This is a genomic window from Streptomyces sp. NPDC039462 (assembly GCF_055639375.1).
Genome location: NZ_JBVKAO010000011.1, coordinates 95,763 through 120,144 on the forward strand (window position 1 = coordinate 95,763; position 24,382 = coordinate 120,144).

Sequence of the window (24,382 nt, forward strand, 5' to 3'; positions counted from 1 at the left end):
TTGTGTCACGGGAATTGAACGGTGCTCTACAGGAGAAGCCCATGGTGCCCGGGCCCGGGCCGGTCAGGAAGAGCACGGCCGAGCGGCCCCGCGTACCAGTCGCGCAGCGCCTGCCCGGCCACGGCCTCGTCGGGCACGTCGGCCAGCTTCAGCGGTTCGGCCGCTCGCCGCAGGGCCCGGCAGACCCGTACGGCCGCGGCCGCGAAGTCGGCGTCGTCCGGCTCGGACGGCAGCTCGGTCAGGTCGAGGGCGGCCCGCATGATGTCGGGGAAGACGGACTGGGCGTACTCGAAGTCCAGGTAGACAGGCAGGTCGGTGGCCATGCCCGCCGTCATGTCGGCGTGGCCCGCACGCTCCATCGCGTCGGCCCACAGCTCCGTCATCCGGCTCTGCTCGTCCTTGTCGTACTCCATGCGTACGAGATGGGTGGCGAGGTCGTGCAGCGGGTCGCCGTACATGGCCAGTTCCCAGTCGATGACGGCGAGTTGCTTGTGGTCGACGACGACGTTGGCGCGGTGCACGTCGGTGTGCAGGAGGCAGAAGGGGCGCGATGTCAGGCGTGGGCGGGCCGGGTCGTCGCGGAAGGCGGCCATGGCGTCGGGGCGCAGGCCCACGGCCGCGAAGAGACCGTCGAACCGCCGGCGGTTGGGTCCGTGCACCCGGTCCTCGGTGAAGCCGATCAGCCAGTGGAGGAACTCCTGGCTCTGCCCGGACTCCGGCCAGCCGGGCGGTCTCGGTGGCAGTTCCTCGTCCGGCACGGTCGCCGTCCGGGCGAAGAACTCGGCGAAGGAACGCATCATCGGCTCCCCGACGGGTCCCTCCGGCTGCACTTCGGAGAGCGCGCGCCCGGGCCGGTAGGAGTGCAGCGACCAGTCACCGAAGTCCCGCAGGCAGCTGGGCACTTCCTTGAGGTGCCGGCTCACCACCGCGAGGAGCTCCGGCTCGCTCGGCCAGATGCGCGGCACCACCTCCAGGGTGTCCCGGGGCATCCGGCACTTGACCCGGGCCCGGAAGGGCATCGTGCGCAGCAGCAGGGCGAGGCGCCAGCCGAGCGGCACGACGTAGTTGATGTTGTGGTGACCGGCCACGACCTGGCGGTCCGGGTGTTCCCGGTGCGCGTCGGCGAGGCGTCGGATCCACGACTCGCGGCGACCGCTCTTCGGCGCCTCATGGGGAGTGCGAGGCGGAGGTGACGGCATGAGCGCAGAGGGTATCCCCTGCACGGAACCGTTCCTGCCACTTGCCACATAGTGGACACCGGCGTGGCGACCGTTCGCTCAGCCTGCCGCTTTACTGCGCCTTCGTGTCGCCCATGTCGAACACCACTCTGGAGAGCAGTTCGAGGGATTCGACCAGGTGTTCCGCGCCGGCCCCGCGCAGCAGCCCCGCCTTGCGTGCGTTGCGCGCGAAGCCGAGGAAGCGGACGCCCGCCCGCCGTGCCGCCACGCAGTCGGACGGCGCGTCGCCGATCATGAGTGTGGCGGCCGGGTCCGCCCCCATGGCGCGCAGGGCGCGGTTCACGCAGTGCGGGTCGGGCTTGAGCAGCCGGAGGTCGCGGGTGCGGCCGTAGATGTGCGGGAGGAAGCACCCCAGGAGCCCTCGCGAGTCGAGGTAACGCTCCACCGCGCGGGGCGAGTTGTTCGTCGTCACGGCCAGCCGGGCGCCGACCGCCGACCAGGTGCGGATCAGCCGGTCGGCGTACGCGGTGGGCCAGGCGGACGCCACGGCGTTCAGCTCCTGCCGGGTCAGCCACTTCTCCAGCTCGTCGACCAGGTCGCTCTCGGGGTGACGCCGGTCCACGGCGCGCAGTACGTCGTACGGATCGGCCAGCTGCCGCTCCTCGTCGGTGAGGAGGCCGTGCAGCCCCCTCTCCTCCAGCCACTGGACCAGGTCCTTCGCCACCTGCTCGGCCGAGTGGCCGGCGAAGAGGCGGCAGATGGGTCCGTCGAAGTCGAAGAGCACGAAGCGGGCGGGGCCGGTCAGGATGCGGAGCATGCCGATCTCGTCATTGACCGTCTCGGACCAGGTCGCGTCGGGTTGCGTCGAGTCAGGAGTCACCTAAGAGAGTGTCAGGTCCGAGGTGATGGTTGCCCAGAGTGCGTCGAACCACTTCTGCGACTCTTCGACGAACATCGCGTCGCGCGAGGCCGCCACGGCCTTCTCGAAGGAGAAGACGGGCGCCTTGACGCCGCCCACGTCGTAGAGGTCCACCACCTCGCTCTCGTCGCCGTCGGCCGCGTCCAGCTCCAGTGACTGCTGGTGGGGCGAGTAGAAGGCGAACAGCGCCTCGGCCGCGTTCAGCAGGTAGATCTTGACCGGCGGGGTGAAGGGCAGCGCCCGGAACGTCACATGGACGTCGATGCCGTGCGAGGAGCGCAGGGCGCGGAGGTTGTGCCGCAGCACCTGGCCCTGGGCGTTGCGCTGGGCGAGCCAGCGCTGGTGCAGCCGCTGCCGGTGCTCCGCGTCGGTGTCGATGGGCACCGGGAAGGCCAGCTCGATGTCGCTGCTCGGCAGCAGGATGCGCACGTCGATCGACTCCGGCCGGATGCGGCCCTCGTGGATCAGGCGGAGCGGCTCGCCGATGGCGACCATCAGCGTCTCGGCGGTGTAGGAGACGACGTCTATCCGGACGTGGGGCCTTGCGAACGCCTCCGCCAACCGCGGCGCCAACGCCACCATCGACGGCTGTGGGTCCCTGCTCGCAGGGGCCGGCCCCGCGTCCGCCACCCTCGGCGGGCTTCCCTTGCTGACGTTGGACAGCAGGCCCTCGCCCTGGAGCAGCTTCATCGCCTGGCGCACGGTGCCGCGTTCGACGCCGAACTCGCAGGCCAGTTCGGCCTGGGTCGGCAGGCGTTCTCCCGCTTTGAGTTCGCCCGCCCGGATGCGGTCGCGGAGGGTGTCGGCGATGTCCTGGGGCGTGAGTCTTCTGCTGCCGTTCACTGCAACGTTCTCCTGGGTCACGACCAGACGATACAACTGACCGCCATCTTTGGGGAGTTGATGGGAAGTTGTTTATGGGCTTACGCCAAGTGGGGACAACCTAGGCAGAGTTGGTTGCCAACTCGTCCAAGATGGCAGAAGGAGGAACCACCATGCCCGCCATAGCCCTCCTCGCAGCCGTGGTCGCCGTCACCGTCGAGCAGCTCGTGCAGTGGAAGTACGGCCCGATGGGCATCGTCGGCCTCCTCCTGCTCACCATCGGCGTCAAGGCGCGGAACCCCACGTGCAGCTCCATCGGCGCCGTCGTCCTCGCCCTCCTGGTGACGGGTCCGGCGAGCTGACCGGGTCGGCGGGCGGCGGCCCGCTCCCTAGGCCCTGCCCGCCGACAGCTGCAGGTCCTGACTGATCGTGTTCCACAGAGCGTTGAACCACAGGTGGGACTGCTCCACGAACGTGGTGTCCCGCAGCCCGTCCCCCTCCTTGAACGGAAAGAGCATCGACTGCGTGCCCTGCGCGTCGTACATCTCCAGGGACTCCTGGCCGATCTCCTCGTCCCGCTTGGTGAGCGTGTAGTAGGCGAAGAGCGCCTCCGAGCCGTTGATCAGGTACAGCTTCACCGGCGGCGTGAACGGCAGCGCGCGGAACTGCACCGACACGTCGATGCCGTGCGAGGAGCGCAGCGCCAGGAGGTTGTGGCGCAGCACCTGCCCCTGCGCGTTGCGCTGGTCGAGCCAGCGCCGGTGGACCTGGTCGCCCTCGTGGTCCCCGCCGTCGACCGGCGCGGGGAAGGCGAGGTCGATGTCGCGGCTCGGCAGCAGCACCCGGACGTCGACCTTGGCCGGTTTCAGCTGCCCCGCGTGGATCTGCCGCAGCGGCTCGCCGACGGCCATGGTGAGCGAGATGGACGTGTGACAGAGCGCGTCTATCTCCACGTGGGGCACGTCGAAGGCGGCCGCGATGCGCGGGGCCAGGCCGACCATCGTGGGCTGCGGGCGCGTCTCGCCCGGTCCGGCCGCGGCGCGCTCGGAGGCCTCCGCGACCGTGGCGGGGCTCCCCTTGGACACGTTGGACAGCAGATGCTCACGGTGCAGGATGCGCAGCGCCTCCCGCACCGCACCGCGCTCCACGCCGAACTCGTCGGCCAGCTCGGCCTGGGTCGGCATGCGCTGTCCCGGCCGCAGCGCCCCGGACCTGATCCGGTCGCGCAGCACGTCGGCGACCTCGCGGTGGGACCGCTGCGATCGCTTGCGCCCGTTGACGGAGGCAGGTTCGGTGCTCACAACCAAACAGTACAACTTCGCGCCATCTTAGGGGAGTTGCAGGAAAGGTGGTTATGAGTCGAGTCCTAGCGGAGATAAGTCAGTTGAAGTTGGTAGCCAACTTCGGCGACATGGTCAGACCCTCCCGGGGTTGGCCACCAGCTCATCGGGGTTCGCCGCCCCGGTCCCGAAGGAGGGAACGTCATGCCCGTCATCGCCATCGTCGTCGCCGCCCTCGCCCTCGGTTTCGAGCAGCTCATCCAGTGGAAGTACGGACCGCTCGGCATCGTCGCCTTCGTCCTGCTGACCATCGGCATCAAGGCGAAGAACGTGAAGCTCAGCGGCGTCGGGGCCGGACTTCTCGTCCTGCTCCTCGCCCAGTCGGGCTGACCCGCCCGGCGCCGCACAGACCCGGCGGGCCGGGCTCCCATCCGGAGGGGAGCCGGGAGTCCGGTCAGCCGTAAGGGGGCTGAGCCCCGGTCCACCGCTACGGACGGGCCGGGGCTCAGACGCGTCCGGGCCCCGGCGGAACACTCGCGATCGTCACGACAGCAAGTCGTCGACCTGCGCCTCTCCCACCCGGTACCGCCGCGCGATCTCCGCGCTGCACTCGTCCGTCGTCCGCTGCAGCCGCTGGCGGCGCCGGGACACCTGCTGTTCGTACCGCACGAGGCGGCCCATGGCCGTGTGCAGTTCGTCGTCGGTGCGCGCCGCCAGGTCGGAGAGCTCGACCTCGGCGAGCATCTCCGTGGCCAGCAGGCGGTACTCCTCGCCGTGCGGCGTGCCGAGCGTGACGTGCCGGGCCGATGAGCGGTGGCGGGCCGGGGCGTCCCTGAGGATCTCCGCGAGCCGGTCCATGACCGTCGCCTCCGGCTCGGGCGCCTGCGCGTGCGGCTCCCCGCGGCGCGCGATCTCCGCCCGCAGGATGTCGATGCGCCCCTGGAGGAGCCGCCGCACATAGCTGAGGTCGGCCTCGTCCTGCTGGGCCGCCCTGCGCAGTTCGCGGAGCTCCGGCAGGCGCAGCCCGCCGAGGTCGCCCCCGGTCCCGTCGGTCAGCAGCCGGCCGCCGGTGCGCTGCGCGGGTGGCCGCGGAACCTCCGTACGCCGCAGGGAGATGCGGCCGGGCGAGTGCCCGGTACCTGGTGTGCTCATCTGCCTCTACCCGTCCCCTCGACCGGTCGACGCGGTGCACCGCGTGTGAGCATCGTGCCACCCCGAGTGGCCGCTATGTGAGCGAGTGCCCGGAATCGGCCCCAGATGGGGGGATCGGGGGCATGTTCCGGGCGCCGCGCCCGGCACGGCATGATGGCCGCATGCGAGCAGTGGTGCAGCGGGTCGACGGCGCGAGCGTCGTCGTGGCGGGCGAGGACGGCCCGGAGACGGTGGGCGAGATCAGCGGCGAGGGCCTCTGCGTCCTGGTGGGCGTCACGCACGACGACACCAAGGAGAAGGCGGACCGGCTCGCCCGCAAGCTCTGGACGCTGCGCATGCTGTCCGACGAGAGGTCGTGCAGCGACACCGGCGCCCCGCTCCTGGTCATCAGCCAGTTCACGCTCTACGGAGACGCCCGGAAGGGCCGCCGCCCCACGTGGAACGCGGCGGCCCCCGGCGACGTGGCCGAGCCCCTGGTCGACGAGGTGGTGTCGCGGCTCCGCGCCCTGGGGGCGACGGTGGCGACGGGCCGCTTCGGCGCCCAGATGCGGGTGGGCCTGACGAACGACGGCCCGTTCACGGTGCTCCTGGAGATGTGAGCCCGGGGCTCGACCAGAAATGTGGGCCTAGGGCTCGACGACCACTTCCTGGGCCGCGGCGGTGTCGCCCGCCACCAGGCCCGCGTCCAGCGGCACATTGCGCTTGATGAGGCCCAGCGCGATCGGTCCCAGTTCGTGGTGGCGTACGGCCGTGGTGATGAAGCCCAGCTTCCGTCCCTCGGCGCCCTCGCCGGCGAGGTGCAGCGGCGTGCCGGCGACCGGCAGGTGCACCTCGCTGCCGTCCAGGTGCAGGAAGACGAGGCGGCGCGGCGGCTTGCCCAGGTTCTGGACGCGGGCGACCGTCTCCTGGCCGCGGTAGCAGCCCTTCTGCAGGTGCACCGCGGAGCCGATCCAGCCGAGCTCGTGCGGGATGGTGCGGTGGTCCGTCTCGAAGCCGAGGCGCGGCCGGTGGGCCTCGACCCGCAGCGCCTCGTACGCGAGGAGGCCGGCGGCGGGGCCGTGGGCGGCGGCGAACGTCTCCAGGTCCGCGCGCGGCAGGAACAGGTCGCGGCCGTGCGCGGTCTCGCGGGCGACGGCGCCCTCCGGGACCGGGGCGATGGAGCCGGCGGGCAGGTGGACGACGGCGAACTCGTCCGTGCGGTCGGCGACTTCGACGCGGTAGAAGAACTTCATGCTCTCCAGGTACGCGATGAGCGCGTCCTGCGTGCCCGGTTCGACGTGCGCCCAGACGGTCTCGCCGTCGTCGACGAGGGAGAGGTGGTGCTCGATGTGGCCGTTGGCGGAGAGGATCAGCGCTTCGGTGGCCTGGCCCGCGGGCAGCTCGCTGACGTGCTGGGTGATCAGCAGGTGCAGCCAGCTCAGCCGGTCGGAGCCGGTCACGGAGACCACCCCGCGGTGGGAGAGGTCGACGAAACCGGTGCCGTCGGCGAGGGCGCGCTGCTCACGGAACAGTTCGCCGTAGTGGGCGGCGACGCCTTCGTCCACGCCCTCGGCGGGGACGGCGCCGGGCAGGGACAACAGGGGGCTCTTCATGTTCACAAAGACTACGACCCGCTGGTGACGGTTTTTATTTCTGGGCGTCCCTGTTCCGCGCCGCGCACTTCTCGCACTGGCCGAAGATCGCGAAGTGCTTCAGGTCGGTGTCGAAGCCGAAGGTGTCCCGCAGCTTGGCGGTGAACTCCGCCGCGATCTCGGTGTCGGCCTCGATGACGTCCGTGCAGTCCCGGCAGACGAGGTGGATGTGGTGGTGCCGGTCCGCCAGGTGGTACGTCGGCGCGCCGTGCCCGAGGTGGGCGTGGCTGACCAGGCCCAGCTCCTCCAGGAGCTCCAGGGTGCGGTAGACCGTGGAAATGTTGACCCCCGACGCCGTCTTCCGCACTTCGCAGAGGATGTCGTCGGGGGTCGCGTGTTCAAGGGTGTCGACGGCTTCGAGGACAAGCTGACGCTGCGGCGTCAGCCGGTAGCCGCGCTGACGCAGGTCGCTCTTCCAGTCGGAGTCGGTACTCGTCACACCAGAAGTCTAGGTCTACTTGAAGAAAGCGATGCCGTCGTCCGGCAGATCACCGAGGTTGCGGGCCATCTCGGCGACCTCCTCGGGGGTGACGACCTTCTTCAGCTGGGCCGACATGTAGGGGCGCAGCGGCACCTCGGGGGTCTGCTTCTCGCCGACCCACATCAGGTCGCCCTTCACATAGCCGTAGAGGCGCTTGCCACCGGTGTAGGGGCCCGAGGCCGCGGTGCGGGCGACGGCGTCGGTGGCCAGGTCGATCTGCGGCTTCTTGTCGGCCAGCTCGCCGTACCAGACCTCGACGACACCGTCGTCGCGGACCATGACGACCTCGACCTTGCGGTCCTTGTCGATGCGCCAGAACCCGGACTCGGTCTCCAGGGGCTTGACCTTGTTGCCCTCGGAGTCGAGCACCCAGGTGTACGACCGGTACTCGATGAAGTCCCGACCGTCGTGCGTGAAGGAGACCTCCTGGCCGAAATTCGCCTTCTCGGCGCCGGGGAAGTCGGTGACGCCCGCGCCGGCCCAGTTGCCGAGGAGGAAGGCGAGGGGGACGAGGTCGGGGTTCAGGTCGGACGGAATCTCGATCATGGGAAGCTCAGGCGATCTGTGGAGGTGGCGGTGAGGGGCGGGGAGGTCAGCGCTGGCCCTGGTACAGCTTCTTCACGGTCAGGCCCATGAAGGCGAGAACGCCGACGCAGACGAGAACCAGCAGGGCGGAGAAGAAGGCCTCAAGCACGGGGTGCTCCTCGGTGAGCGGTTGGGGCAGGTATCAGAGCCGGTCCCACTCTAGTCGGGCGGCGCCCGTCCCTCTCTGTGAGGGGGCGCGGGACGTACGCTGGGTGTATGTACGCGCGTAGGCGTCATGTGTACTTCGCCATGATGGGGACCTGCGTCGGGCTCTTCGTCCTGGCCTGGGGCGTGGTGCGGCTGTGGTCGGTGCCCGTCGCCGTCGGAATGTGTGTCGTGGCGATGGTGATCCCGCCGCTGGCCGCGATCACGGCGAATCGGAGAGGGCCGGACGACCGCTGGTGGGACGACCCGAGCGGCGATGCGAAGTCCGACGAGTGGTGGGACGAGCTGGACGGCAGACGCAGGCACCAGCCGTAGCCACGCTGTGACCCCGTAGCCACGCCGTGACCCCGTGGCCACGCCCTGACCCCGTGGCCACGCCGTAACCCCATAGCCGTGACGTAGCCGAAGGGCCGCACCCCGTTCCAGTGGCGTCCAACCCCCTGGGGTGCGGCCCTTCAGCCGTCTGCGGTGCGGTGGTGGCTCAGACCGCGATCGCGACCTCCGCGAGACCGCCCGTCCGGGCGACGACCGTACGGTCCGCCGTGCCGCCGGGAACCAGCGCCCGGACGGTCCACGTGCCCTCGGCGGCGTAGAAGCGGAACTGTCCGGTGGCCGAGGTGGGGACCTCGGCGGTGAACTCGCCGGTCGAGTCGAGCAGGCGCACGTAACCGGTGACGGGCTCGCCGTCGCGGGTCACCTGGCCCTGGATCGTCGTCTCACCGGGCTTGATCGTCGAAGCGTCGGGGCCGCCGGCCTTTGCTCCACACATGGGGACTCCTGAGGGGGAAGAGAGGTCGGGGGTCTTACTTGTTGGCGCCGAGCTCGATCGGCACGCCGACGAGCGAGCCGTACTCGGTCCAGGAGCCGTCGTAGTTCTTGACGTTGGTCTGGCCGAGCAGCTCGTGCAGGACGAACCAGGTCAGGGCCGAACGCTCACCGATGCGGCAGTAGGCGATCGTGTCCTTGGAGAGGTCGACCTGCTCGTTCTCGTAGAGGGCCTTGAGCTCGTCGTCGGACTTGAAGGTGCCGTCGTCGTTGGCGTTCTTCGACCAGGGGATGTTGCGGGCGCTCGGCACGTGGCCGGGGCGCTGCGACTGCTCCTGCGGGAGGTGGGCCGGGGCGAGCAGCTTGCCGCTGAACTCGTCGGGCGAGCGCACGTCGACGAGGTTCTGCGAGCCGATGGCCGCCACGACGTCGTCGCGGAAGGCGCGGATCGAGGTGTCCTGCGGCTTGGCCTTGTAGTCGGTGGCGGGCCGCTGCGGGACCTCGGAGCCGTCGACCAGGTCGCGGGAGTCGAGCTCCCACTTCTTGCGGCCGCCGTCGAGGAGCTTCACGTCCTGGTGGCCGTAGAGCTTGAAGTACCAGAAGGCGTAGGACGCGAACCAGTTGTTGTTGCCGCCGTAGAGGACGACGGTGGAGTCGTTCGCGATGCCCTTCGCCGAGAGGAGCTTCTCGAAGCCCTCCTGGTCGATGAAGTCACGGCGGACCGGGTCCTGGAGGTCCTTGGTCCAGTCGATGCGGATCGCGTTCTTGATGTGGTTCTTGTCGTACGCGGAGGTGTCCTCGTCGACCTCGACGATGACGACCTTCGGGTCGTCGATGTGGGCCTCGACCCAGTCGGCGTCTACCAGGACGTCGCTGCGGCTCATGCTTTTCTCCTCCGGGGCAGTTACGGCGGTGCGGCGGTGCTGCGAGGGGTGTGCGCGTACGACGACGGGCGCGCGGGGAGGCGCGGCGTACGGCACGGGGGCCCTGACGGAAAGCGTCGACGGGCCGGGGGAAACGGGAGTTCGGAAGTCCCGCTAGAAGGTGCGACAGAGCATGGCGGCGACGCGGCACAGGTCCACTGCCCGCCGCTTCGTGAGGTCCGCCTGTCGTTGCATGGGTCCGATCGTAGGGACGGAGGGGCGGCCGTGTCACCGGCGCTCCGCATACTGAGACACGATCGTCCACCATGTGGGAATGGTTGAAGCCCGCGGCCGCCCCGATGGGGCCGCGGGCTCCGTGTCGTCCCTCTCACATCCGCCGGGCGGACGCCTCCGTCTCGGACTGTGGTCAGCCCACCAGCCGGACCTGGGAGCCGGTCACGGACATGTCCACGCCGTCCGGTGCCGCCTCGACCTTCTGGAGCTCGATCCCGGCGGGCAGGTCGTCGATCTTCTGCTCGAAGTCGGTGACGTCGCGCACCATGCCCTCGGGGAGCGGGATGGAGACGCCGAGGACGTCGAGGTTCTTCGGGATCTCGTCGGCGTGCACCTTGATGGTGTCGCCCTCGACGCGGACCGAGCTGAGCACGTGGACGGGCTTCGGCAGCTTCGCGCCGCCCTTGCTGACCTCGACCTCGACCTTGATCTTGCCGTTGCCGCCGTCGGAGAGGCCGATCACCTTGCCGGTGGCGCCGAGCGGCAGCTCGACGGGCTCGGACTTGCTGGCCTTCAGGAGCTCGTCGTACGAGACGTGGGCGGTGCCCGTGGCGCTCGCGGCGGTCGCCGAGCTGTAGTCGCCGGAGAACTTCACGCCCTTCATGTGGGCGGTGAGGTCGGCGATCCGGATGGCGTCGGAGCCGGACCTCGCGTCGTAGTTCTTGATGCCGACCTCGACGTCGTCGAGCTCTCCGCCGGCGACCTGGGTCAGGAAGGGGAAGCCCTTGATGGAGACGTCGGGCGTCTCGCTCAGGCCCTCGCTGGTGCGCATCTTCTCCGCCGCCTCGTTCTCGGCGAAGTTCACGGCGAGCCGGTCCGCGGCCACGAAGAGACCCCCGAGGACCACGACGACTATCAGAAGTATGCGTACGGCTCGCTTGCTCATGTCCGGTGTTCCCCCACTTGTCCCCCGCGTCGACTGTCGTTGCCGCGAGCCTAAAGGACAGGTCCCCGGCCGCAGAGATCGGCCGGGGACCTGTCGAACAGCTGTGACGATCGGTGTGCGGGTCAGCCGATGGCACGGCCGAGGACGTAGACGGCGGGGGCGGCGGCCGCGAGCGGCAGCGCGACGCCCGCCGTCATGTGCACGAAGCGGGACGGGTAGTCGTAGCTGGCGACCCGGTGTCCGATCAGCGCGCACACCCCGGCGCCGACGGCGAGCAGCGCGCCCTTGCTGCCGTAGTCGGTGGTCCCGCCGACGGCGATCCCTGCGCCGGCGGCCGCGAGCAGGGCGACGACCACGGAGACGGGGGTGGGCAGCGGCAGCGCGCGGGCGAGGACCGCGACGGCGACGGCGATGCAGCCCACCGTCACGGCGTCGGAGGCGGCCGCGAGGTGCCCGGCCGCGACGATCGCGAGCGCGGCGGAGACGACGGTGGCCATCAGGCCGTACATCCGCTCGTCGGCACCGGCCCGGCTGCGCAGCTGCAGCACCAGCACGAGCAGCACCCACACACCGAGGGTGCCGAGGATGGCGGCGGGCCCGTGCTCCTTGCCGACGCCGAGCAGCACGGCGTCCGCGACGACGCCGCCGAGGAAGGCGAGCGCGATGCCCTGCCGGGCGGGCCACATGCCGTTGAGCCGGAACCACCCGGCGGCGGTCACGGCCTGCAGCAGGACCAGCGGCACGAGCAGCGCGTACTGCCCGACGGCGGCGCCCGCGGCGAGCAGCAGCCCGAGCACGGCGGTCAGCGCGGCGGGCTGCATCCCCGGCTCGATGATCGGCGAGCGGCCCTCGGCCCTGGCCCGCTGGGCGTCGGTGACGCGGGGGTTGCCCGTGGTGGTGGCGGGGCCGTAGGAGGCGCCGTGGCCGGGGGCCGCGGCGGGCTCATCGGCGGGCTCCTCGGCACGGGCCGCTCCCTGCGCGGGCAGGTACGCCGTCTCCGTCACGTCCACGGCGGCCACGGGCGGCTGCACCTGGGTCTCCCAGGTCTGGCCCTCCCACTGCTGGGTGTGCTGCTCATGGCCGTACTGCTGCTGCGGATCGGCGTAGTACTGCTGGGGCGGCTGAGGCTGCTGCCCGTACTGCTGCTGGGGGTCCGGGTAGTACTGCTGCTGGGGGTCGGCGTAGTACTGCTGAGGCTGCTGGGGCTGGCCGTACTGCTGCTGCTGTTGCTGCGGCTCCGCGTAGTACTGCTGCTCCGGATACGGCTGGTGCTGCTGCTGTTCCGGATACGGCTGCTGCTGGTGCGGGTGCTGCTGCTGCCCGGGGTACTGCTGCTGCGGATACGGCTCGTATCCCTCGTACCCCTCGTATCCCTGGTGCCCCGTGTACCTCTCGTCGGGCTGATCGGACATGGCGCTCATCCTCCTGCGAACGGCGGGAGCACCTCGACCGTGCCGCCCTCGGCCAGCCGTACGGTCTCATGCCCGCGGGTCCCGACGGGGTCTCCGTCGACGAGGAAGGAGCAGCGCTGCAGGACCCGGACGAGTTCGCCGGGATGCCGCTCGCGGGCCGCGTCCAGCGCCTCGGCGAGCGTCACCGCCGCGTACGGCTCCTCGGCGACGCCCGCGGCCGCCTTGGCAGCGGCCCAGTAACGAATGGTGCCGTTCACCATGCGGCTCCCCTTCCTTTCAGTCGGCGGTCGCCGATGTCTCCTCGGCGGTTGCCGACGTCCATGATGCCGTGGCCCAGGAGGCGATCCGTGCGACGAGCCCGTCCGTCGCCGCGTGCTCGGCGTGCCCCATGCCTTCTTCCAGCCACAGCTCGGCCCCGCCGGCGGCGGCCGCGGCGAGCATCCGCGGGTGGTCGAGGGGGAAGTACGGGTCCCGGTCGCCGTGGACGACGAGCAGAGGTGTCGGGGCGATGAGGGGGACGGACTCGACCGGCGAAAGGGGGACGGGGTCCCACTCGTGCGGGTGGATTCGGGTCCGCAGTCCGAAGCGGCCGACCACACGGCCCGCGGGCCGTGTGACGACCCAGTGCAGCCGCCGCATCGGCGCCGTACCCCGGTAGAACCAACGGGCCGGGGCACTCACGGCGACCACCGCGTCAGTCCGCGCCTCCGTGCGCCCCCGGTGCGACGCGGCGTGCCGCAGCACGACCGAGCCGCCCATCGAGAAGCCGACGGTCACCACGTGCGCGTAGCCCAGGGACCGTGCCCACTCGACCGCGGCCGCCAGGTCGAGCACCTCGCGGTCGCCGACCGTGGAGTGCCCGCCGGAGCGCCCGTGCCCCCGGAAGGAGAAGGTGATCACGCCCGCACGCTGGGCGAGGACGCCCGCGATGCGGCGCACGTGCGGCCGCGAGAGGTCGCCCGTGAAGCCGTGCGCGACGACGATCGCGAGCCCTCCCGCGGGGTCGGGCCCGGGGTCGTGGGCGGCCTCGATGGCCACTGCGTCCTGTGTACGCAGCGTGGCGTACCGCTGAACGCGACGCTGATCGCGCGTGACCGGAGGCACAGAAGATCGCGCGGTTTGACCTGCCGGACCGGAACTCATGTGGGCTATTCTGCTGGGCAGAGGATCCGGGCAGCGCAGCCCCCGGGTCCTTTTGTGCTTTCGGAGCCCCGGGCGCGGGCCCTTGCGCACACGCACCACAGTACGAAGCAGTGCCGTAAACGTCCTCGCAGGGACCGAGGAGGAACCGACGTTATGGGCGAGCGAAACGTGCACGACAGTCAGACGACCCGGGCAGGTGGTCGGCGATGAGTTCTCTGCTGCTCCTGACCAATGCCCTCCAGCCGTCGACGGAGGTGCTCCCCGCTCTCGGCCTGCTCCTTCACAACGTGCGCGTCGCCCCGGCGGAGGGGCCCGCTCTCGTCGACACCCCCGGTGCCGACGTCATCCTCGTCGACGGGCGCCGCGACCTTCCGCAGGTGCGCAGCCTCTGCCAGCTCCTGCGCTCCACGGGGCCCGGCTGTCCGCTGGTCCTCGTCGTGACGGAGGGCGGCCTCGCGGCCGTCACCGCGGACTGGGGCATCGACGACGTACTCCTCGACACGGCGGGCCCCGCCGAGGTCGAGGCCCGGCTGCGGCTCGCGATGGGCCGCCAGCAGATCACCTCCGACGACTCCCCCATGGAGATCCGCAACGGCGATCTCTCCGTGGACGAGGCGACGTACAGCGCGAAGCTGAAGGGCCGGGTCCTGGACCTGACCTTCAAGGAGTTCGAGCTGCTCAAGTACCTGGCCCAGCACCCGGGGCGGGTCTTCACGCGCGCCCAGCTGCTCCAGGAGGTGTGGGGCTACGACTACTTCGGCGGCACGCGGACGGTCGACGTGCACGTGCGGCGGCTTCGGGCGAAGCTCGGCGTCGAGCACGAGTCGCTGATCGGCACGGTCCGCAATGTCGGCTACCGCTTCGTCACCCCGGAGAAGGTCGAACGCGCGGCCGACGGCGAGAAGGCGAAGGCCGCCGCCCCGCGAGCCGAGGAGGACGGCGGGGGGACCGCCCGGGCCGCCGCGGCGCCCGCTCCGAAGGAAGCTGCCGTACGCCCTGCCCAGCGGTAGTTCCATCCGCGTAGACTCCGCGCGTGGCCAAGGTGACTCGGGATGACGTGGCAAGACTTGCGGGTACTTCGACCGCGGTCGTCAGTTACGTCATCAACAACGGACCCCGGCCGGTCGCCCCGGCCACGCGCGAGCGGGTACTCGCCGCGATCAAGGAGCTGGGGTACCGGCCCGACAGGGTCGCCCAGGCCATGGCCTCGCGGCGCACCGACCTCATAGGCATGATCGTGCCGGACGCGCGGCAGCCCTTCTTCGCGGAGATGACGCACGCCGTCGAACAGGCCGCGTCCGAGCGCGGAAAGATGGTCCTCGTCGGCAACTCCGACTACGTGGAGGAGCGCGAGACCCACTATCTCCGCGCCTTCCTCGGCATGCGGGTCTCCGGCCTCATCCTCGTCAGCCACGGCCTGACCGACCAGGCGGCCGCCGAGATAGACGCGTGGGACGCCCGCGTGGTGCTCCTGCACGAGCGGCCCGAGGCCATCGACGACGTCGCGGTCGTCACGGACGACATCGGCGGCGCGCAGCTCGCCACCCGGCACCTGCTCGAGCACGGCCACGAGTTCGTCGCCTGTCTCGGCGGCATGGCCGAGACCCCGACCGTCGGCGACCCCGTCTCCGACCACGTCGAGGGCTGGCGGCGCGCGATGCGGGAGGCCGGGCGCTCGGTGGAGGGCCGGCTCTTCGAAGCGCCGTACAACCGCTACGACGCATATCAGGTCGGCCTGCGGCTGCTCGCCGGGCCCGACAGGCCCACCGCGATCTTCTGCTCCACGGACGACCAGGCCATCGGCATCCTGCGGGCGGCGCGGGAGCTGCGCATCGACGTGCCGGGCGAGCTGGCCGTCGCCGGCTTCGACGACGTCAAGGAGGCGGGCCTCACGGATCCGCCGCTGACGACGGTGGCGTCGGACCGGCCCGCGATGGCGCGCGCCGCGGTGGACCTCGTCCTGGACGACGGCCTGCGGGTCGCGGGGTCGCGGCGGGAGCGGCTGAAGCTGTTCCCCTCGCGGTTGGTCGTGCGGCAGTCCTGCGGCTGCAAGTAGCACCTCGCCGACAGGAGCCGTGCTCGTCCTTATATCGGGCATACGCACTTCTGCCGGGCTTCTCAGGACGTACTCAGGCAGCTCTCATCTACGGCCGCCAATCTCAGTGTCATGACCGAGACCTTCCGCCCCAGCGGCGAGTACCCCCAGCAGCAGTCGTCAGCGCCTGTGCACCACGGCGGTACGCCGGGAGCGTACGCACACGGCGCGTATCCGCCCCCGCCCGCTCACGCGCCGGAGGCACCTCAGGCACCGGACCCCCTGCACGCGCCGGCCCCCGCCCGGCGCCGCCGCGCGAGGGGCCCCGCTGCCCTCCTCGCGGCCGTCGCGATCGCGGCGGCGGCGGTGGGCGGCGGCACCGCGTACGGCGTGCAGACGCTCACCGACAGGAACAGCGGCTCCACCGCCACCAGCACGGACGTCGTGCCGACGAGCAAGAAGGGCACCGTCGCCGGAGTCGCCGAGGCGGTCAGCCCCAGCATCGTCGAGATCAGCGCCACGACCGGGCAGGGCAAGTCGACGGGCTCCGGTGTGATCACCACGAGCGACGGCGAGATCATCACCAACAACCACGTCATCGCGGGCGCCTCGTCGATCAAGGTGCGGACGAACGACGGCAAGACGTACGACGCCGAGGTCGTCGGCACCGACAGCAAGAAGGACCTGGCGCTCATCCAGCTGAAGGACGCCTCCGGGCTCAAGCCCGCGACCCTCGGCAATTCCGAGAACGTCAAGGTCGGCGACGAGGTCGTCGCCATCGGCTCCCCCGAGGGCCTGACCGGCACCGTCACCAGCGGCATCATCTCCGCGCTCGACCGCGACGTCACCGTCTCCACGGGCGACGGGCAGGAGCAGCCGCAGGACCCGCAGGGCGGCTGGCCGTTCGAGTTCGACGGGCGGGAGTTCAACGGCGACACCGGGTCGTCGAAGACCACGTACAAGGCGCTCCAGACCGACGCCTCGCTCAACCCCGGCAACTCCGGCGGCGCCCTCATCGACATGAACGGCAACATCATCGGCATCAACTCGGCGATGTACTCGCCCAGTTCGTCCGGCCAGGGCACGGGCGAGTCCGCGTCCGGCAGCGTCGGCCTCGGCTTCGCCATCCCGATCGACACGGTCAAGGACGACCTCGGCAAGCTGCGGTCCGGCTCGAAGACGTGACGGCAGCCGGACCACACGCCCGCGTGCGAGGCTGATACCGGCAGACCAGCAGTACCGGCCCCGTTCCGCCCCTGACCCGAGGAAGTCCGAAGCCCATGAGCCCCGCCGAAGGCGACCGCACCGGTGACCGCGAGCAGCTGCGCATCCTGATCGTGGACGACGAACCCGCCGTGCGGGAGGCGCTGCGGCGCAGTCTCGCCTTCGAGGGGTACGGCACGGAGGTCGCCGTCGACGGGGCCGACGCGCTGGAGAAGGCCGCGGCGTACCGTCCCGACCTGGTCGTGCTCGACATCCAGATGCCCCGCATGGACGGCCTCACCGCGGCGCGCAGGCTCCGCGCCACTGGCTCGACCACACCGATCCTGATGCTGACCGCGCGCGACACCGTCGGCGACCGCGTCACGGGACTCGACGCGGGCGCCGACGACTACCTGGTCAAGCCGTTCGAGCTGGACGAGCTCTTCGCCCGCATCCGCGCGCTGCTGCGCCGCAGTTCGTACGCGGCGGGGGCCGGGCAGGCCGCCGAGGGCGACACGCTCGCCTTCGCCGACCTGCGGATGGACCTCGCGACGCGCGAGGTCACGCGGGGCGGGCGGACGGTCGAGCTGACCCGCACGGAGTTCACCCTCCTGGAGATGTTCCTCGCCCACCCGCGCCAGGTCCTCACCCGCGAGCAGATCCTCAAGGCGGTCTGGGGCTTCGACTTCGAGCCGACGTCCAACTCCCTCGACGTGTACGTCATGTACTTGCGCCGCAAGACGGAGGCGGCCGGCGAGCCGCGCCTCGTGCACACGGTGCGGGGTGTCGGGTACGTGCTGCGGGGCGGCGAGTGAACAGGGTGCAGCGGCGCTTCCGGGGCCTTCCTCTGCGCTCGCGCTTGGCGTTGCTGGTGACGGTGGCGGTGGCTCTGGCGGTGGCGGCGGCGGCCGTCACCTGCTGGTTCGTGGTGCGCAACGCCCTCATGGACTCACTGGACGACGCACTGAGCAGCAATCGCCCCAAGCCGGGGGACGTGGTCCAGCGGATCGACATCGACCCGGTGGCCGGCGGGGCGCGGTGCCTGCGGGAGATCCCGGGCCGCGACAACCCGGATCTGTACAACCAGACGATCCAGGTCGTGGCCGAGAACGGCACGAACTGCATCATCCTCGGCCGCCAGTCGATCAAGGTCAGCGACGCGGACACCGAGGTCGCCGCCCGCGAGAGGTCGGCGACGTACCACAACACCACCGCGGCGAACGGCGAGAAGTACCGGGTCTACACCTACCCGCTGGACGACTACCCGCAGCTCTCGCTCGCCGTCTCCGTGGCCCGCCCGCTCAGCGAGATGGACGACACCCTCGACAACCTCGCCCTGATCCTGCTCGTCGTCGCCGGCATCGGCGTCCTCGGCGCCGGAGCCGCCGGGCTCTGGGTGGCGCGCACCGGGCTGCGCCCGGTCGACCGGCTCACCGAGGCCGTCGAGCACGTCGCCCGCACCGAGGACCTGAACCTCCGCATCCCGGTCGGCGGCGACGACGAGATCGCCCGCCTCTCGGAGTCCTTCAACTCCATGACCGCCTCACTGGCGTCCTCCCGCGACCTCCAGCAGCAGCTGATCGCCGACGCGGGCCACGAGCTGCGCACGCCGCTGACCTCCCTGCGGACCAACATCGAACTGCTCGCCCGCAGCGAGGAGACGGGCCGCGCCATCCCGCCCGACGACCGCAAGGCGCTCCTCGCCTCGGTCACCGCGCAGATGACCGAGCTGGCCGTCCTCATCGGCGACCTCCAGGAGCTGTCCCGCCCCGACACCGGGGCCGGCGGTGCCAAGGTCCAGGTCGTGGCCCTGCACGACGTCACCAGGACGGCCATCGAACGGGCCAGGCTGCGCGGCCCCGAGCTGACGATCACCGCGGAGCTCGCGCCCTGGTACGTGCGGGTGGAGCCGCCCGCCCTGGAGCGGGCCATCGTCAACATCCTGGACAACGCGGTGAAGTTCAGCCCGCGCGGCGGCACGGTGGAGGTCACCCTCGACCGCGGCCGGCTGACGGTGCGGGACCACGGCCCGGGCATCCCCGAGGACGAACTCCCGCACGTCTTCGACCGGTTCTGGCGCTCCCCGTCCGCGCGCTCCCTGCCGGGTTCGGGCCTCGGCCTGTCGATCGTGGCCCGTACGGTGCGGCAGTCGGGCGGCGAGGTGACGCTGACGGCGGCCGAGGGGGGCGGCACGGTGGCGACGGTGCAGCTGCCGGGAGCGGCGACTCCGCCGCCGGAGACTCCCACCACCTGAACGAGACGGAACGTCTTGCCGGACGCTCCGGAGTGCGCTACATTCTCGGGAGCAGGTGAGACGATACGTCTCGTCGCAGCGAACGGCGACCGTGTGTCGCCGCCCATGCCGCCGAGCAAAGAGGACCTACTTGTTCCCAGTCACCGCCCCCACCGCCGCCCCTGCCACTCCCGCCGTCTCCCAGCTCACCCTCACCGACATCACCAAGCGCTACGAGGACCGCATCGTCCTCGACCGCGTCTCGCTCACCGTCCGGCCCGGCGAGAAGGCGGGCGTCATCGGGGACAACGGAGCCGGCAAGTCCACGCTGCTGCGGCTCATCGCGGGGCAGGAGGAGCCCAACAACGGCAGCCTCACCGTCGTCGCCCCCGGCGGCGTCGGACACCTCGCACAGACCCTCGACCTGCCGGACACCGCGACCGTCGGCGACGCGATCGACCACGCCCTGGCCGAACTGCGGTCCCTGGAGCGGCGGATCAGGGCTGCCGAGGCCTCCCTGGAGGGCGCGGACCCGGCCGCGTACGACCGTTATGCCGCCCTGGTCGCCGAGTTCGAGGCGCGCGGCGGGCACGACGCGGACCGGCGGGTCGAGGTCGGCCTGCGCCGCCTCGGCGAACGCGGCCCGCTGGACCGCACCCGCCAGCTCGGCACGCTCTCCGGCGGCCGGCGCGCCCGCCTCGCCCTCGCCGGGACCCTCGCGGCCGCCCCGGAGCTGCTGCTCCTCGACGAGCCGACGAACGACCTCGACGACGAGGCCGTGCGCTGGCTGGAGGACCGGCTGCGCGCCCACCGCGGCACGCTGGTCGCCGTCACGCACGACAGGGCGTTCCTCGACCGCGTCATGACGACGGTCCTGGAGGTCGACGGCGACACGCGGACCGTACGCCGCTACGGCAACGGATACGCCGGGTTCCTGACCGCCAAGGCCGCCGAACGCGCCCGCCACGAGCGCGAGTACGAGGAGTGGCGCGCCGAGGTGGCCCGGCAGTCCGCGCTCGCCGAGTCCAACATCGGTCTGCTCTCCGCGATCCCCCGCAAGGCCCCGGCCGCGTTCAGCGGCGCCGGTGCCTTCCGTGCCAGGTCGCGGGCGCACGGCGCGATGAGCCGCATCCGCAGCGCACGGGAGCGGTTGCAGCGCCTCGCCGAGAACCCGGTGCCGCCGCCCCCGCGGCCCCTGCGCTTCACCGCGCGGGTCATGGGCGAGGCGTCGGGGGCGGTGGAACTGACCGACGTACGCGTGCCGGGACGCCTCACCGTCGACGGCACACTGCGGATCGGCGCGGGCGAGCGGCTGCTCGTCACCGGGCCCAACGGCGCGGGCAAGTCGACGCTGCTGCGGCTGCTCGCCGGGGAGCTGACGCCCGCGAGCGGGGAGGTCCGGCGGCCCGCGCGGGTCGGCCTGCTGCGGCAGGACAACTCCCTGTGGCAGGAGAGCCGTACGGCACTCGCCGTCTTCGGTGAGGAGCGCCGCGACGAGCTGCTCTCCCTCGGGCTCTTCCGCGAGGCGGACCTCGACCGGCCGGTGCGGGCCCTCTCGGTGGGCCTGCGCCGCCGCCTGGAACTCGCCGAACTCGTCTCCCGCCCGCTGGACCTGCTGCTCCTGGACGAGCCGACGAACCACCTCTCCCCCGCCCTGGTGGAGGACCTGGAGGCGGCGCTCGCCCGGTACCGGGGCACGCTGGTGATCGTCAGCCACGACCGACGGCTGCGGGACCGGTTCGAGGGCGGTGAACTGGCGCTGCGGGACGGCCGATTCGTGTCGTGAGGCCTTCGTGTACCAACGCCTTCGTGCCCTGACGCCTTCGTGCCCTAACCCCCGATGCCGATCCCGGCCCCCGCGATCCGCACCCGGATGCCCTCCTTCTCCACCGTCACGTCGCGCAGCGCCATCGACCCGGCCCCCGGCAGCTTCGGTAGCTGGAAGGCGAGGGTGAGGCGGTCGGCGAGGACGGGGCGGGTGAGCTGGGAGAGCCCGTTCAGGAGGGCGGGGTCGAGGCCCAGCTTCTTGAGGAGCTCGGGGTGGCCCATCGCCACGTCGATGAGGTTCAGGCCCATCACGTCGTTCACGAACCGCGGCGAGCCGGTGAGGTCGTTGAGCTTGGCATCGCTCTTCAGGGCGCCGCGCACCACCTTCTCCGGGACGCCGAGCCGCTCGACGATCGCCGGGACGGAGAGCAGCGCTTTCGCCTTCGCCGTCTCCTCGGCGACGCGGTCGGCGGAGCTCTTCGACAGGTGCAGGCCCTCCTTCTCGCGCGTACCGGGGCGGTAGGTCGCCAGGTCGCCGAGTTGCAGGCTCATGCCGCCGATGTCGGTGGAGATGCCGCGGTCGCCGTTGCGCTGGATGCGGGCGTCGGCGCGCACCTTCAGGTCGTGGCCCGCGACGGGCAGCGTGCCGCGCGCGAGGACCTGGTCGGTGCCACGGCCGGTGAACGTGACCTGGGAGGCGCCGAGTTCGCGGTTGAGGTCCTCGAAGGAGAGCAGCACCTCGCCGTCCATCTGCCCGATGGTGGCGCCCGTGATCGAGGTGGGCCCGTCGCCGTCGATGGTCACGTCCGACGCGGTCGCGGAGACCTTGGCGAGCGAGACCCGGTCGGCCGCGACGTCGGGGACGGTCACCTTCACCTTGTCCACGCGCTTGTCGAAGACCTGCGTGAGGAAGGGGAACCCTTCGATGTCGACCTCGGGGGCCGCGCTCAGGTTCAGCTGGTCCTTGAGCTTGTCCGCGGCCTCGTGCTCGGCGTAGAGCAGGGCCCAGCGGTCGCCGAGCGCGAGGAACGCGGTGGCGACGAGGACGGCGACCAGGGCCTTCGCGGCGAGCGGCAGACCGGCGAAGCGGTTGCGACGACGACGGCTGCGGTTACGGCTGCCGCGGCGGTGGTTGGGCGGAGTCCAGGGGACGTCCGCGTCAAGCCCGGCCTTGCCCTTGTCCTCGTCCTTGTCCTCGTCTTCGTGGAGGAACTCCTCCAGCGGGTTCGGCGCGAGGGCACCAAGTTCTTCATACGGGTTGGTGTACGAGGGGGCCGGCGGCGGAGTTTCCGAAGGTGGCGTGGCTATGCGGTGGGGGGAACGCATCGAGTGATCTCACCATACGTTCACACCCCACCCCAAGCCTTACACCCGGTAAGAACCGATATCGGTCAGTTCTTTAACGCGCTGTTTTCACTTCACTACGGTAATGCGGTCCGCCTTCGGCGGCGCGATCGGCTTGGCCGCCGAGGAGTTGGCGGCCAGATAGTCGTTGAACGCCTTCAGATCATCCGCGCCGACCAACGGCTTCGCGCCCTTGCCCAGCTCGGGGAGGCCGTCGCCGCCGCCCGCGAGGAAGGAGTTCAGGGCGACGCGGTAGGTGGCCGCCGGGTCGAGCGCCTTGCCGTTCAGCTTGATGGAGTCGGTGACGACGCGGTCGGCACCGGCCTTGGTCATGTCGAGGGTGTACGTCAGCCCCTCGGACACCTGAAGGATCTTCGGGGAAGCCTGGTTGGCCCCACTGACCTGCTGCTTCAGGGCGGTGACGAGCTGTGCGCCGGTCAGGTCGACCAGGTTGACGGTGTTGCTGAAGGGTTGCACGGTGAACGCCTCGCCGTACGTGACGACCCCATCCCCCTCACTGCCGCTCGCCTTGTGGACGAGGTCGGAGCGGATGCCGCCGGGGTTCATCAGCGCCAGGTCGGCCTCGGGGTCGAGCGACTTGGCGTGCGCCAGCTGCGCGTCGGCGATGAGGTCGCCGAGCGGGGACTCGGGGGTGGTGGCGCCGCGGCCCGGGATGTCGGCGGAGATGTAGCCGACCGCCTTGTTGGCGACGGGCGCGGCGAGCTTGTCCCAGCGCGAGATGAGCGACGTCATGTCGGGCGCCTTGGCCTGCTCACGGCTGACGACGTGGTTCGCCGACTTCACGCTCGTCCGCACGATGTCCTTGGTCCTGCGGTCGTACGTCAGCGTGGTGTCGGTGTAGAGCTTCCCGAAGGAGGACGCCGAGGTCACCATGCGGGGCTTGCCCGACGGGTCGGGGATCGTACAGACGTACGCGGCGTGCGTGTGCCCGGTGACGAGCGCGTCGACCTTGGGCGTGATGCCCTTGGCGATGGTGGTGATCGGCCCCGAGATCCCGTCACCGGCACCCGGTGAGTCACAGTCGTAGTTGTACGCCTGACTGGCCGGGGCGCCGCCCTCGTGGATGAGGGTGACGATGGACTTCACGCCCTGCTTGTCGAGGATCTTCGCGTACTTGTTGACGGTCTCGATCTCGTCGTGGAACTTCAGCCCCTTGACGCCGTCGGCGGAGACGATGTCCGGAGTGCCTTCCAGGGTCACTCCGATGAATCCCACCTTGACGCCCTTTTCCTTCCACACCCAGTAGGGCTTCAGGATGGGCTTGCCGGACTTCTCGTTCGTGACGTTGGCGGCGAGATAGGGGTAATCCGCGCCCTCGAACTGCTTCGGCTTCCCCTTCCGGTCCTTCTCGAAGCACCCGTCCTTGGGATGACAGCCGCCGTTCTGCATACGGGCCAGCTCCGCGGCCCCCTCATCGAACTCATGATTACCGACGCTGCTGACATCCAGGCCGAGCTTGTTCATCGCCTCGACGGTGGGCTCGTCGTGGAAGAGCCCGGAGAGCAGCGGGCTGCCGCCGATGAGGTCACCGGCGGCGGCGGTGACGCTGTAGGGGTGGCCCTTGCGGGCGGTACGCAACGACGTCGCGAGGTACTCGGCCCCGCCCGCGTCGATCTTCTTCTCGCTCCCGTCGGCCTGCTTCTCCGTGACCTGCCCGGAGGATCCCGCCGGAGGCTGCAAGTTCCCGTGGAAGTCGTTGAACGACAACAACTGCACGTCCACGGTCCGCTTCTTGCCGCCGTCCTTCCCGCCGTCCGCCGCCCCGTCCTGCCCCGCACTGGCGGGCAGCGACGCGGCAAGCGCGCCGACGGTGGCGAGCCCCGCCGCAACGGCGAGGACGCGAGTGGTACGGCGTCTGGGCCTTCGGTGCTTAGCTATGGCGGGCACGCGTTCCCCCGGGGAGGTGTGAGAAGAATGGGACCGCCCGCAGCCTAGAGTCAACGCGCGTAGCGCAACAGAGGGTTCCGGGTCACAGCCTGATTGCTGCTCGACCGATACTCGTCCGACGCTCGAGGGGCCGAGCACCGGGTGGCTTCAGCCGGCCCGGCGCGGGGTGGCTTCAGCCGGCCCGGCGCGGGGTGGCTTCAGCTGGCCCGGCACGGGGTCGTTTCAGCCTGTCCGGCACGGGGTGGTTTCAGCCTGTCCGGCGCTTGAGGACGAGCGCGGAGCGCGACAAACCACCCACCACCCGCGGGTGACGAGG

Annotated in this window: 27 protein-coding genes; 10 read left to right on the top strand and 17 right to left on the bottom strand. The window is 70.8% G+C overall.

What is annotated here, in order from left to right:
- Nucleotides 1-26 precede the first annotated feature (26 nt).
- The 3 genes from ACZ7LU_RS39235 to ACZ7LU_RS39245 form a co-directional block, all read right to left on the bottom strand.
- On the bottom strand, nt 27-1,199 hold the full coding sequence (locus ACZ7LU_RS39235) for a phosphotransferase family protein (RefSeq protein ID WP_471919577.1): 1,173 nt from the start codon (nt 1,197-1,199) through the stop codon (nt 27-29).
- 91 nt (nt 1,200-1,290) lie between these two features.
- The gene (locus tag ACZ7LU_RS39240) at nt 1,291-1,995 is read right to left on the bottom strand and encodes an HAD family hydrolase (RefSeq protein WP_471919621.1); all 705 of its coding nucleotides are present in this window, start codon (nt 1,993-1,995) and stop codon (nt 1,291-1,293) included.
- A 63-nt stretch (nt 1,996-2,058) separates the two neighbouring features.
- Entirely contained in the window at nt 2,059-2,967 is a 909-nt protein-coding gene (locus tag ACZ7LU_RS39245) for a winged helix-turn-helix domain-containing protein (protein WP_471149964.1), read from the bottom strand.
- Between the two features lie 125 nt (nt 2,968-3,092).
- On the opposite strand from ACZ7LU_RS39245, the gene ACZ7LU_RS39250 reads away from it, so the two are divergent.
- Entirely contained in the window at nt 3,093-3,281 is a 189-nt protein-coding gene (locus ACZ7LU_RS39250) for a hypothetical protein (protein ID WP_362993873.1), read from the top strand.
- A 27-nt stretch (nt 3,282-3,308) separates the two neighbouring features.
- Here ACZ7LU_RS39250 and ACZ7LU_RS39255 read toward each other — a convergent pair whose 3' ends face one another.
- Nucleotides 3,309-4,220, bottom strand: a complete 912-nt coding sequence (locus ACZ7LU_RS39255; RefSeq protein ID WP_398302791.1) for a FadR/GntR family transcriptional regulator — start codon at nt 4,218-4,220, stop codon at nt 3,309-3,311.
- A gap of 183 nt (nt 4,221-4,403) precedes the next feature.
- Between ACZ7LU_RS39255 and ACZ7LU_RS39260 the strand changes: the two genes are divergently transcribed.
- Nucleotides 4,404-4,589, top strand: coding sequence for a hypothetical protein (locus tag ACZ7LU_RS39260; RefSeq protein ID WP_468555414.1), 186 nt, complete (start codon nt 4,404-4,406; stop codon nt 4,587-4,589).
- Nucleotides 4,590-4,742: 153 nt separating this feature from the next.
- Here ACZ7LU_RS39260 and ACZ7LU_RS39265 read toward each other — a convergent pair whose 3' ends face one another.
- Entirely contained in the window at nt 4,743-5,351 is a 609-nt protein-coding gene (locus ACZ7LU_RS39265; protein ID WP_468086767.1) for an RsiG family protein, read from the bottom strand.
- Between the two features lie 161 nt (nt 5,352-5,512).
- Between ACZ7LU_RS39265 and dtd the strand changes: the two genes are divergently transcribed.
- Nucleotides 5,513-5,950 carry a D-aminoacyl-tRNA deacylase gene (gene dtd, locus ACZ7LU_RS39270; protein ID WP_398302785.1) on the top strand — a complete coding sequence of 146 codons (438 nt, stop codon included), beginning with the start codon at nt 5,513-5,515 and terminating at the stop codon, nt 5,948-5,950.
- A 27-nt stretch (nt 5,951-5,977) separates the two neighbouring features.
- On the opposite strand, the gene ygfZ is transcribed toward dtd, so the two are convergent.
- The 3 genes from ygfZ to ACZ7LU_RS39285 are packed head-to-tail and all read right to left on the bottom strand — an operon-like array spanning nt 5,978 to nt 8,009.
- The gene (gene ygfZ / locus ACZ7LU_RS39275; protein WP_471919578.1) at nt 5,978-6,943 is read right to left on the bottom strand and encodes a CAF17-like 4Fe-4S cluster assembly/insertion protein YgfZ; all 966 of its coding nucleotides are present in this window, start codon (nt 6,941-6,943) and stop codon (nt 5,978-5,980) included.
- Nucleotides 6,944-6,977: 34 nt separating this feature from the next.
- Nucleotides 6,978-7,421, bottom strand: coding sequence for a Fur family transcriptional regulator (locus ACZ7LU_RS39280; RefSeq protein WP_398302781.1), 444 nt, complete (start codon nt 7,419-7,421; stop codon nt 6,978-6,980).
- A 15-nt stretch (nt 7,422-7,436) separates the two neighbouring features.
- Nucleotides 7,437-8,009: an FABP family protein gene (locus ACZ7LU_RS39285; RefSeq protein WP_398302779.1), complete on the bottom strand. Its 573-nt coding sequence runs from the start codon at nt 8,007-8,009 to the stop codon at nt 7,437-7,439.
- A 255-nt stretch (nt 8,010-8,264) separates the two neighbouring features.
- Here ACZ7LU_RS39285 and ACZ7LU_RS39290 point away from each other — a divergent pair, with 255 nt between their 5' ends.
- The gene (locus tag ACZ7LU_RS39290; protein ID WP_398302778.1) at nt 8,265-8,528 is read left to right on the top strand and encodes a DUF3099 domain-containing protein; all 264 of its coding nucleotides are present in this window, start codon (nt 8,265-8,267) and stop codon (nt 8,526-8,528) included.
- Nucleotides 8,529-8,694: 166 nt separating this feature from the next.
- Here the strand turns inward: ACZ7LU_RS39290 and ACZ7LU_RS39295 are convergent, their stop codons facing one another.
- From ACZ7LU_RS39295 to ACZ7LU_RS39325, 7 genes are all read right to left on the bottom strand, one after another.
- Entirely contained in the window at nt 8,695-8,982 is a 288-nt protein-coding gene (locus ACZ7LU_RS39295; RefSeq protein WP_018527919.1) for a DUF1416 domain-containing protein, read from the bottom strand.
- A 34-nt stretch (nt 8,983-9,016) separates the two neighbouring features.
- Nucleotides 9,017-9,862, bottom strand: coding sequence for a sulfurtransferase (locus ACZ7LU_RS39300; RefSeq protein ID WP_398302776.1), 846 nt, complete (start codon nt 9,860-9,862; stop codon nt 9,017-9,019).
- A gap of 153 nt (nt 9,863-10,015) precedes the next feature.
- Entirely contained in the window at nt 10,016-10,096 is an 81-nt protein-coding gene (locus ACZ7LU_RS39305) for a putative leader peptide (RefSeq protein WP_351007875.1), read from the bottom strand.
- A 172-nt stretch (nt 10,097-10,268) separates the two neighbouring features.
- Nucleotides 10,269-11,021 carry an LmeA family phospholipid-binding protein gene (locus ACZ7LU_RS39310; protein ID WP_468086759.1) on the bottom strand — a complete coding sequence of 251 codons (753 nt, stop codon included), beginning with the start codon at nt 11,019-11,021 and terminating at the stop codon, nt 10,269-10,271.
- Nucleotides 11,022-11,143: 122 nt separating this feature from the next.
- A complete protein-coding gene (locus tag ACZ7LU_RS39315) occupies nt 11,144-12,433 on the bottom strand; it encodes a hypothetical protein (RefSeq protein WP_471919579.1) in 1,290 nt (429 codons plus the stop codon).
- Nucleotides 12,434-12,438: 5 nt separating this feature from the next.
- Nucleotides 12,439-12,693, bottom strand: a complete 255-nt coding sequence (locus ACZ7LU_RS39320) for a MoaD/ThiS family protein (RefSeq protein WP_468087460.1) — start codon at nt 12,691-12,693, stop codon at nt 12,439-12,441.
- A 16-nt stretch (nt 12,694-12,709) separates the two neighbouring features.
- On the bottom strand, nt 12,710-13,576 hold the full coding sequence (locus ACZ7LU_RS39325; RefSeq protein ID WP_468715266.1) for an alpha/beta hydrolase: 867 nt from the start codon (nt 13,574-13,576) through the stop codon (nt 12,710-12,712).
- A 206-nt stretch (nt 13,577-13,782) separates the two neighbouring features.
- Here ACZ7LU_RS39325 and ACZ7LU_RS39330 point away from each other — a divergent pair, with 206 nt between their 5' ends.
- The 6 genes from ACZ7LU_RS39330 to abc-f all read left to right on the top strand — a co-directional run bounded on the left by ACZ7LU_RS39330 (nt 13,783) and on the right by abc-f (nt 20,833).
- Nucleotides 13,783-14,586 (top strand): response regulator transcription factor, encoded by an 804-nt coding sequence (locus tag ACZ7LU_RS39330; RefSeq protein WP_470975349.1) that lies wholly within the window; start codon nt 13,783-13,785, stop codon nt 14,584-14,586.
- A gap of 23 nt (nt 14,587-14,609) precedes the next feature.
- Nucleotides 14,610-15,632 carry a LacI family DNA-binding transcriptional regulator gene (locus tag ACZ7LU_RS39335; RefSeq protein ID WP_398302765.1) on the top strand — a complete coding sequence of 341 codons (1,023 nt, stop codon included), beginning with the start codon at nt 14,610-14,612 and terminating at the stop codon, nt 15,630-15,632.
- Between the two features lie 111 nt (nt 15,633-15,743).
- The gene (locus ACZ7LU_RS39340; protein ID WP_398302763.1) at nt 15,744-16,796 is read left to right on the top strand and encodes a S1C family serine protease; all 1,053 of its coding nucleotides are present in this window, start codon (nt 15,744-15,746) and stop codon (nt 16,794-16,796) included.
- A gap of 95 nt (nt 16,797-16,891) precedes the next feature.
- Complete coding sequence (locus tag ACZ7LU_RS39345) at nt 16,892-17,629, top strand: response regulator transcription factor (protein ID WP_398302761.1); 738 nt, start codon at nt 16,892-16,894, stop codon at nt 17,627-17,629.
- Complete coding sequence (locus tag ACZ7LU_RS39350; RefSeq protein ID WP_471919580.1) at nt 17,626-19,068, top strand: sensor histidine kinase; 1,443 nt, start codon at nt 17,626-17,628, stop codon at nt 19,066-19,068. The genes ACZ7LU_RS39345 and ACZ7LU_RS39350 overlap by 4 nt, the downstream gene beginning before the upstream one ends.
- Nucleotides 19,069-19,198: 130 nt before the next feature.
- A complete protein-coding gene (abc-f, locus tag ACZ7LU_RS39355) occupies nt 19,199-20,833 on the top strand; it encodes a ribosomal protection-like ABC-F family protein (RefSeq protein WP_471919581.1) in 1,635 nt (544 codons plus the stop codon).
- 44 nt (nt 20,834-20,877) lie between these two features.
- On the opposite strand, the gene ACZ7LU_RS39360 is transcribed toward abc-f, so the two are convergent.
- Nucleotides 20,878-22,140, bottom strand: a complete 1,263-nt coding sequence (locus ACZ7LU_RS39360) for an LmeA family phospholipid-binding protein (RefSeq protein ID WP_471919582.1) — start codon at nt 22,138-22,140, stop codon at nt 20,878-20,880.
- A gap of 87 nt (nt 22,141-22,227) precedes the next feature.
- Complete coding sequence (locus tag ACZ7LU_RS39365; RefSeq protein ID WP_471919583.1) at nt 22,228-24,066, bottom strand: bifunctional metallophosphatase/5'-nucleotidase; 1,839 nt, start codon at nt 24,064-24,066, stop codon at nt 22,228-22,230.
- Nucleotides 24,067-24,382: the final 316 nt, after the last annotated feature.